We start from the raw sequence: 5,315 nt of genomic DNA on the forward strand, positions 1-5,315 counted from the left end.
CCTCGATGCTTTTGGGAAACATCGTACATTGATTGCGATCTCCATGCCGATATGCCATGGCCTGCTCCTTTTTCTATTACAGGTAATTATAGCATATTCGGCATTGTTTGTCATTTCCTCTCTTATTATGACACAGTCTGAAGGGGACGGGGGTTAGGTTATAACATCGCTGTCAGACCCGCCTGATCCCTGGCGGTATTTTGAGGGATCATTCAGTACAAACTGACGGCGATTTCTATTTCTGGGGAAGTTATGGATTTAAGAAAAACAATCAATGCGGTTCTGCCGATAGCCGTCTGGCTGGCGGCCTGCCCGGCCTCCCGGGCCGACATGGGTGCCATAGTGCCGGCCGGCGAGGTGCAGTTGTCCGAGCCGGGGCAGAAGGCCGTCATCCTGTTCAGCGGGCAGGAGGAGGTGCTGATACTGGCCACCGATCTCAGCGCTTCCGGCCCGGCCAAGATCCTCCGCTTCATCCCCCTGCCCGGGGAGCCCCAGGTCTCGCCGGCCGCCAAGGACTGCTTTAAGAAGGCCGCCAAGCTGGTCAAGAAGCACCAGCTGAGATACCTGCTGCAGTACAAGGGCGGGTCCGGGGCCGGGGAGAAGGTGGAGCTGCTCCAGCATAAACGGATCGGCCCGCACGACGTGACGGTGATCAGGATCAACGATGCCGGGCATTTTGAGGAGTGGGTCAACGAATTCTTCAAAAGCAAGGGCCTGCCGGCCCAGGAGAACTTTGCCGGGATCCGGGAGGTGGTGGCCGGATACCTGGAGCAGGGCATCGCCTATTTCGTGTTCGACCTGGTGGAGGCCAGGGGCGGGGAGGAGTTCATTGCGCCGCTGCAGTACCGGTTCAAGTCAGATAAACTGTACTACCCGCTAAAGACCTCAAACCTCTTCGGGGGCCAGGGACGGATAGACCTGATATTTTTCGTCCCCTGCGCTTGGCGGCACATCCGCCAGGGCTTCGTCGCCAGCTCCTCGGCCCGGGTGAAGGCCTGCGACCTGAAGGGCGTTTTCCGCGATTCCAAAGGGTTCTTTGGTCAAGGACCGGTGACCATGCAGGCCTTCAAGTATGAGGGAGCGCTGCAGTTCGACGGGGACCTGATGCTGGGCACGGATTCTGGGGTGGAGGAGCTGAGGCCGTATGATCCCAGGAAACCATGATTATTCAGTACAAACTGGCGGCGATTTTTATTTACCGGGGGTTGCCCGCGAAACACGCGAAAAAATTTTCACTATTAATTCAGATGTTTGATTCTTAACTGAATAATTCACAGGGCTTTTCAAAATCCTGACCAAGCAGAGCAAACTCACCGGTAAATCCCAAATATAAGGATAAAAATGGCTAAGCAAAATTGCTGGGACTTTAAAAAATGCGGCCGGCACAAAGGCGGCGCAAAAGTGCATGAGTTGGGGATCTGCCCCGTCACCACCGAGACCAGGACGGACGGCATGAACGAAGGCGAGAACGGCGGCCGGGTCTGCTGGGCGATAGCCGGCACCTTGTGCGGCGGAGAAGTGCAGGGAACCTTTGCCATGAAACTGGGGAACTGCATGCACTGCGAGTTCTACAAGCTGACCAGGAACGAGCAGGGCAAGGAATTCAAGGCCGGCAAGGATGTGCTGGACAAGCTGAAGAAGAAGTAAAACCGCAACCAATGTTCGACTCCTTAACTGAAAAATTCACCGGGCTTTTCAAGGACCTAAGCGGGCAGGGCAAACTCTCCGAGGCCAACATCAAAGAGGCCAGCGCCAAGGTGCGGCGGGCGTTGTTAGAGGCCGACGTCAACTACAAAGTCGTCAAGGACTTTGCGGCGGCGGTGGAGGCCAGGGCGCTGGGCGGAGGATGTGCTGACCAGCATCACCCCCGGCCAGAAGTTCGTAAAAGTAGTCTACGACCAGATGGTGGAAACCCTGGGCTCGGTCAATCAGTCGTTAACGCTTTCCCCCCAGCCGCCCACCGTGATCATGGTCTGCGGGCTTTAAGGGCTCGGGCAAGACCACCACCTGCGCCAAGCTGGCCAAGCACCTGTCCAAACCGGGCCGGCGGATCATGCTGGCGGCGGCCGACATCTACCGGCCGGCGGCGGTGCAGCAGCTGGAGATTTTGGCCAAACAGGTGGGCTGCGATTTCTTCAAACTTGATTCCGCCTGCGCTGAAGCTACGGCGGATAAATCCACCGACGTGGCTCATATCTGCCGGGAAGCCAAACAGGAAGCGGTCAAGAAGCTGGTAGACGTGCTCATCCTGGACACCGCCGGGCGGCTGCACATAGACACCGAAATGATGGCCGAGCTGGAGCGGGTCCAGAAAACCGTCAAACCGCAGGAGATCCTGCTGGTGGTGGACGGGATGACCGGCCAGGATGCGGTCAACATCGCGGCCGAGTTCTCAAAATCCCTGCCCCTGTTTGGTCCATCGTATCACCATTGTTTGGCCCATCGTATCACCATTGGTTTGCCCATAGTATCATGTACGCCCGACAAAAATCAGAACCCTCTTGGCATCTTGAACCCCCGGCCCTTGGAATTCACTATCTGCTTCATCATCCGCTGGCTTATCTCAAACCGGTTCAACAGTTGATTGATTTGCTGGATGCTGGCGCCGCTGCCCAGGGCGGTCCGCCATTTGCGGCTGCCGTTGATGATCTGGGGCCACTGCCGCTCCTGGGACGTCATGGAGCTTATGATGGCTTCGATAGTGCCCAAAGCCTTGTCGTCTATGGCGGCATCCTTGGGCAGGCTCATCCCGCCCGCCATGGCGGGCAGCATCTTCATGATGTCGGAGAGCGAGCCCATCTTCTTCATCTGTTTCATCTGGCCGGCAAAGTCCTCCAGACTAAAACTCTGCTTGCGCAGTTTCTCTTCAAACTTTTTGACCTGTTTCTCGTCGAAGACATTCTGGACCTTTTCAACTAATCCGACTACATCGCCCATGCCCAGGATGCGCGCGGCCACCCGGCTGGGATGGAACTCCTCCAGAGCCGAAAGTTTTTCGCCCACCCCGCTGAACTTGATGGGCTGTCCCGAGATCACCTTAAGGGACAAGGCCGCGCCGCCCCGGGCGTCGCCGTCTAATTTGGTCATGATCACCCCGGACAATGGTGATACGATGGACCAAACAATGGTGATACAATTGGCCAACCAGTGGGCCATACAATAGTGATACGATAGGCCCTGATTTTTAGCATTTTGACAGTAATTTGAGGCAATAAGGGCCGGTTTGCAGGCAAAAACGGCAGGATTGCAAGCAAAGTTGGTTAGTTTGCAAGAAAAAAATGGCAAGATTGGTAGCAAAGTTAGCATCTAAGGGTTTATATAAAGTTTGACAGATAAAATGAAGATAACAACCAATATATATGTATATTTAGGTGATTGCAAAGAACAATTAAAATTATTGCCAGATAACTCCGTTGACTTAATAGTAACCTCCCCGCCCTACGCCGATCAACGTAAAAGCACATATGGCGGCATTCACCCGAATAAATACGTTGAATGGTTTTTGCCGATTTCAAAGCAACTTTTCCGGGTGCTTAAACCAACGGGAACTTTTGTTCTGAACATCAAAGAAAAAGTTGTTGAGGGTGAGCGGAGCACTTATGTAATGGAGCTAATCTTGGAAATGCGTAAACAAGGTTGGCTATGGACTGAAGAGTTTATTTGGCACAAGAAAAATTGTTATCCAGGTAAGTGGCCTAACCGATTCCGTGATGCCTGGGAAAGGCTTTTGCAATTTAACAAAGACAGCAAATTTAACATGTATCAGGAAGAAGTAATGGTTCCAATGGGTGATTGGGCAAGGACCAGACTAAAAAATCTATCCGACACCGATAAAATACGTGACAACTCAAAAGTTGGTAGCGGTTTCGGTAAAAACATTTCGAATTGGATTGACAGAGATAAAGCTTATCCGTCCAACGTTCTTCACTTAGCAACGGAATGCAACAATAAAAACCATAGCGCTGCATTTCCCGAAGAATTACCTGGATGGTTTATTAAACTTTTTACAAAAGAACACGATACTGTCCTTGATCCATTTATGGGGTCAGGTACAACCTTGGTTGTTGCCAACAGAATGAAACGTAATTCAATTGGGATAGATAATGTGCCAGAATATTATGAAATGGTAAAAAAACAGTTAAAGCCAGAGGAACTATATATACTTGAACCGAAGGGAAAATATGAAAAAACTAAATCTAAAAGACGTATCGCAATACGTAGAACAAAACATCGGAACATTTCATCAAAAGCGCATCCAAAGTCTTGATGATTTGAAGCTTTCACAAGTTCTCAAATGTAAAAACCCATACTTATATAGAGCCAAGTATGTTCTAACTGCAGAACAAATTATTCGCGGCATTGTTGATGCGCATATCTCTTCAAATGAGGAAACCATATTTGGTGATTGGCTTGAAGGCCTCGCTGGTTACAAATCTGGAATTACGGGCATCGATCTTGAATTTGATAAAAACGGGGTAAGGTATATCGTAACAATTAAATCTGGCCCAAATTGGGGCAACAGTTCACAAATTACCAAAATGGTTTCCGACTTCAAGACGGCAAAAAAGACTTTAAGAACAAGCAATTCCAAAATCAATATAACTGCCGTTAATGGCTGTTGCTATGGTAAAGATGATAAGCCAGACAAAGGGGACTACTTTAAATATTGCGGGCAAAGATTTTGGGAGTTTATTACAGGTAACCCGAATCTTTACACAGAAATCATTGAACCTTTGGGCCATAAAGCAAGAGAACGGAATGATGAATTTATGAAGTTCTACTCTCAGATGATAAATAAGTTTACGAAAGAATTTGCCAATGAATTCTGTGACGATAATGGGGACATACAATGGGAAAAATTAATTCGTTTTAACTCGTCGGCTAAGTAAATAAATAAAATATAATACCTGAAAAAAGCGTTAAAACCAGATAAACTGAGATGGGAAAACGTGTAAAACCCTTGTAAATATTGATTTCTTGGCATATAATAACAGTGTAAAGTCACTGTTACACAACCCTAACTAAAAGGTAGCATTGTGAAATATGCCAAAAGGGATACGAAATTTACACATATCGCTGGGAGAGCACAATCTGACGCACTTTGGCGGGATCTTCTTGATCCATAATTTTTGCCAGAAACTGAAATTCAAGCAACGTTTGCAAAATTATGTAAAACCGATACAACGACAACGACAGTATAATCAAGCTGAACTCATCCTGGCAATTATCTACGCATTAATCGTCGGTATACCACGGTTAAGTAAAACAAAGATACTGCAGGGCAATGGGGCGTTCCAAAAGATAATCGGCCTCAG

7 protein-coding genes are annotated in these 5,315 nt (G+C 49.0%); 6 read left to right on the forward strand and 1 reads right to left on the reverse strand.

Features of this window, described 5'->3' with window-relative positions; genetic code table 11:
- The first annotated feature begins 252 nt into the window (after positions 1-252).
- The 4 genes from HY768_06595 (at position 253) to HY768_06610 (ending at position 2,584) form a co-directional block, all read left to right on the forward strand.
- Positions 253-1,164, forward strand: a complete 912-nt coding sequence (locus tag HY768_06595; GenBank protein ID MBI4726876.1) for a DUF2330 domain-containing protein — start codon at positions 253-255, stop codon at positions 1,162-1,164.
- A gap of 177 nt (positions 1,165-1,341) precedes the next feature.
- Entirely contained in the window at positions 1,342-1,647 is a 306-nt protein-coding gene (locus HY768_06600) for a hypothetical protein (protein ID MBI4726877.1), read from the forward strand.
- An 11-nt stretch (positions 1,648-1,658) separates the two neighbouring features.
- Entirely contained in the window at positions 1,659-2,237 is a 579-nt protein-coding gene (locus HY768_06605; protein MBI4726878.1) for a signal recognition particle receptor subunit alpha, read from the forward strand.
- Entirely contained in the window at positions 2,186-2,584 is a 399-nt protein-coding gene (locus HY768_06610; protein ID MBI4726879.1) for a hypothetical protein, read from the forward strand. Before HY768_06605 ends, HY768_06610 begins: the two co-directional genes overlap by 52 nt.
- Here the strand turns inward: HY768_06610 and HY768_06615 are convergent.
- Positions 2,491-3,156 (reverse strand): hypothetical protein, encoded by a 666-nt coding sequence (locus tag HY768_06615; protein MBI4726880.1) that lies wholly within the window; start codon positions 3,154-3,156, stop codon positions 2,491-2,493. The two genes, HY768_06610 and HY768_06615, sit on opposite strands and share 94 nt — an antisense overlap.
- A 181-nt stretch (positions 3,157-3,337) precedes the next feature.
- Between HY768_06615 and HY768_06620 the strand changes: the two genes are divergently transcribed.
- A complete protein-coding gene (locus HY768_06620) occupies positions 3,338-4,267 on the forward strand; it encodes a site-specific DNA-methyltransferase (GenBank protein ID MBI4726881.1) in 930 nt (309 codons plus the stop codon).
- Positions 4,182-4,889, forward strand: a complete 708-nt coding sequence (locus HY768_06625; GenBank protein MBI4726882.1) for a cytosolic protein — start codon at positions 4,182-4,184, stop codon at positions 4,887-4,889. The genes HY768_06620 and HY768_06625 overlap by 86 nt, the downstream gene beginning before the upstream one ends.
- The last annotated feature ends 426 nt before the right edge of the window (positions 4,890-5,315 follow it).

The organism is candidate division TA06 bacterium (genome assembly GCA_016208585.1).
Taxonomy (GTDB): domain Bacteria; phylum Edwardsbacteria; class AC1; order AC1; family EtOH8; genus UBA5202.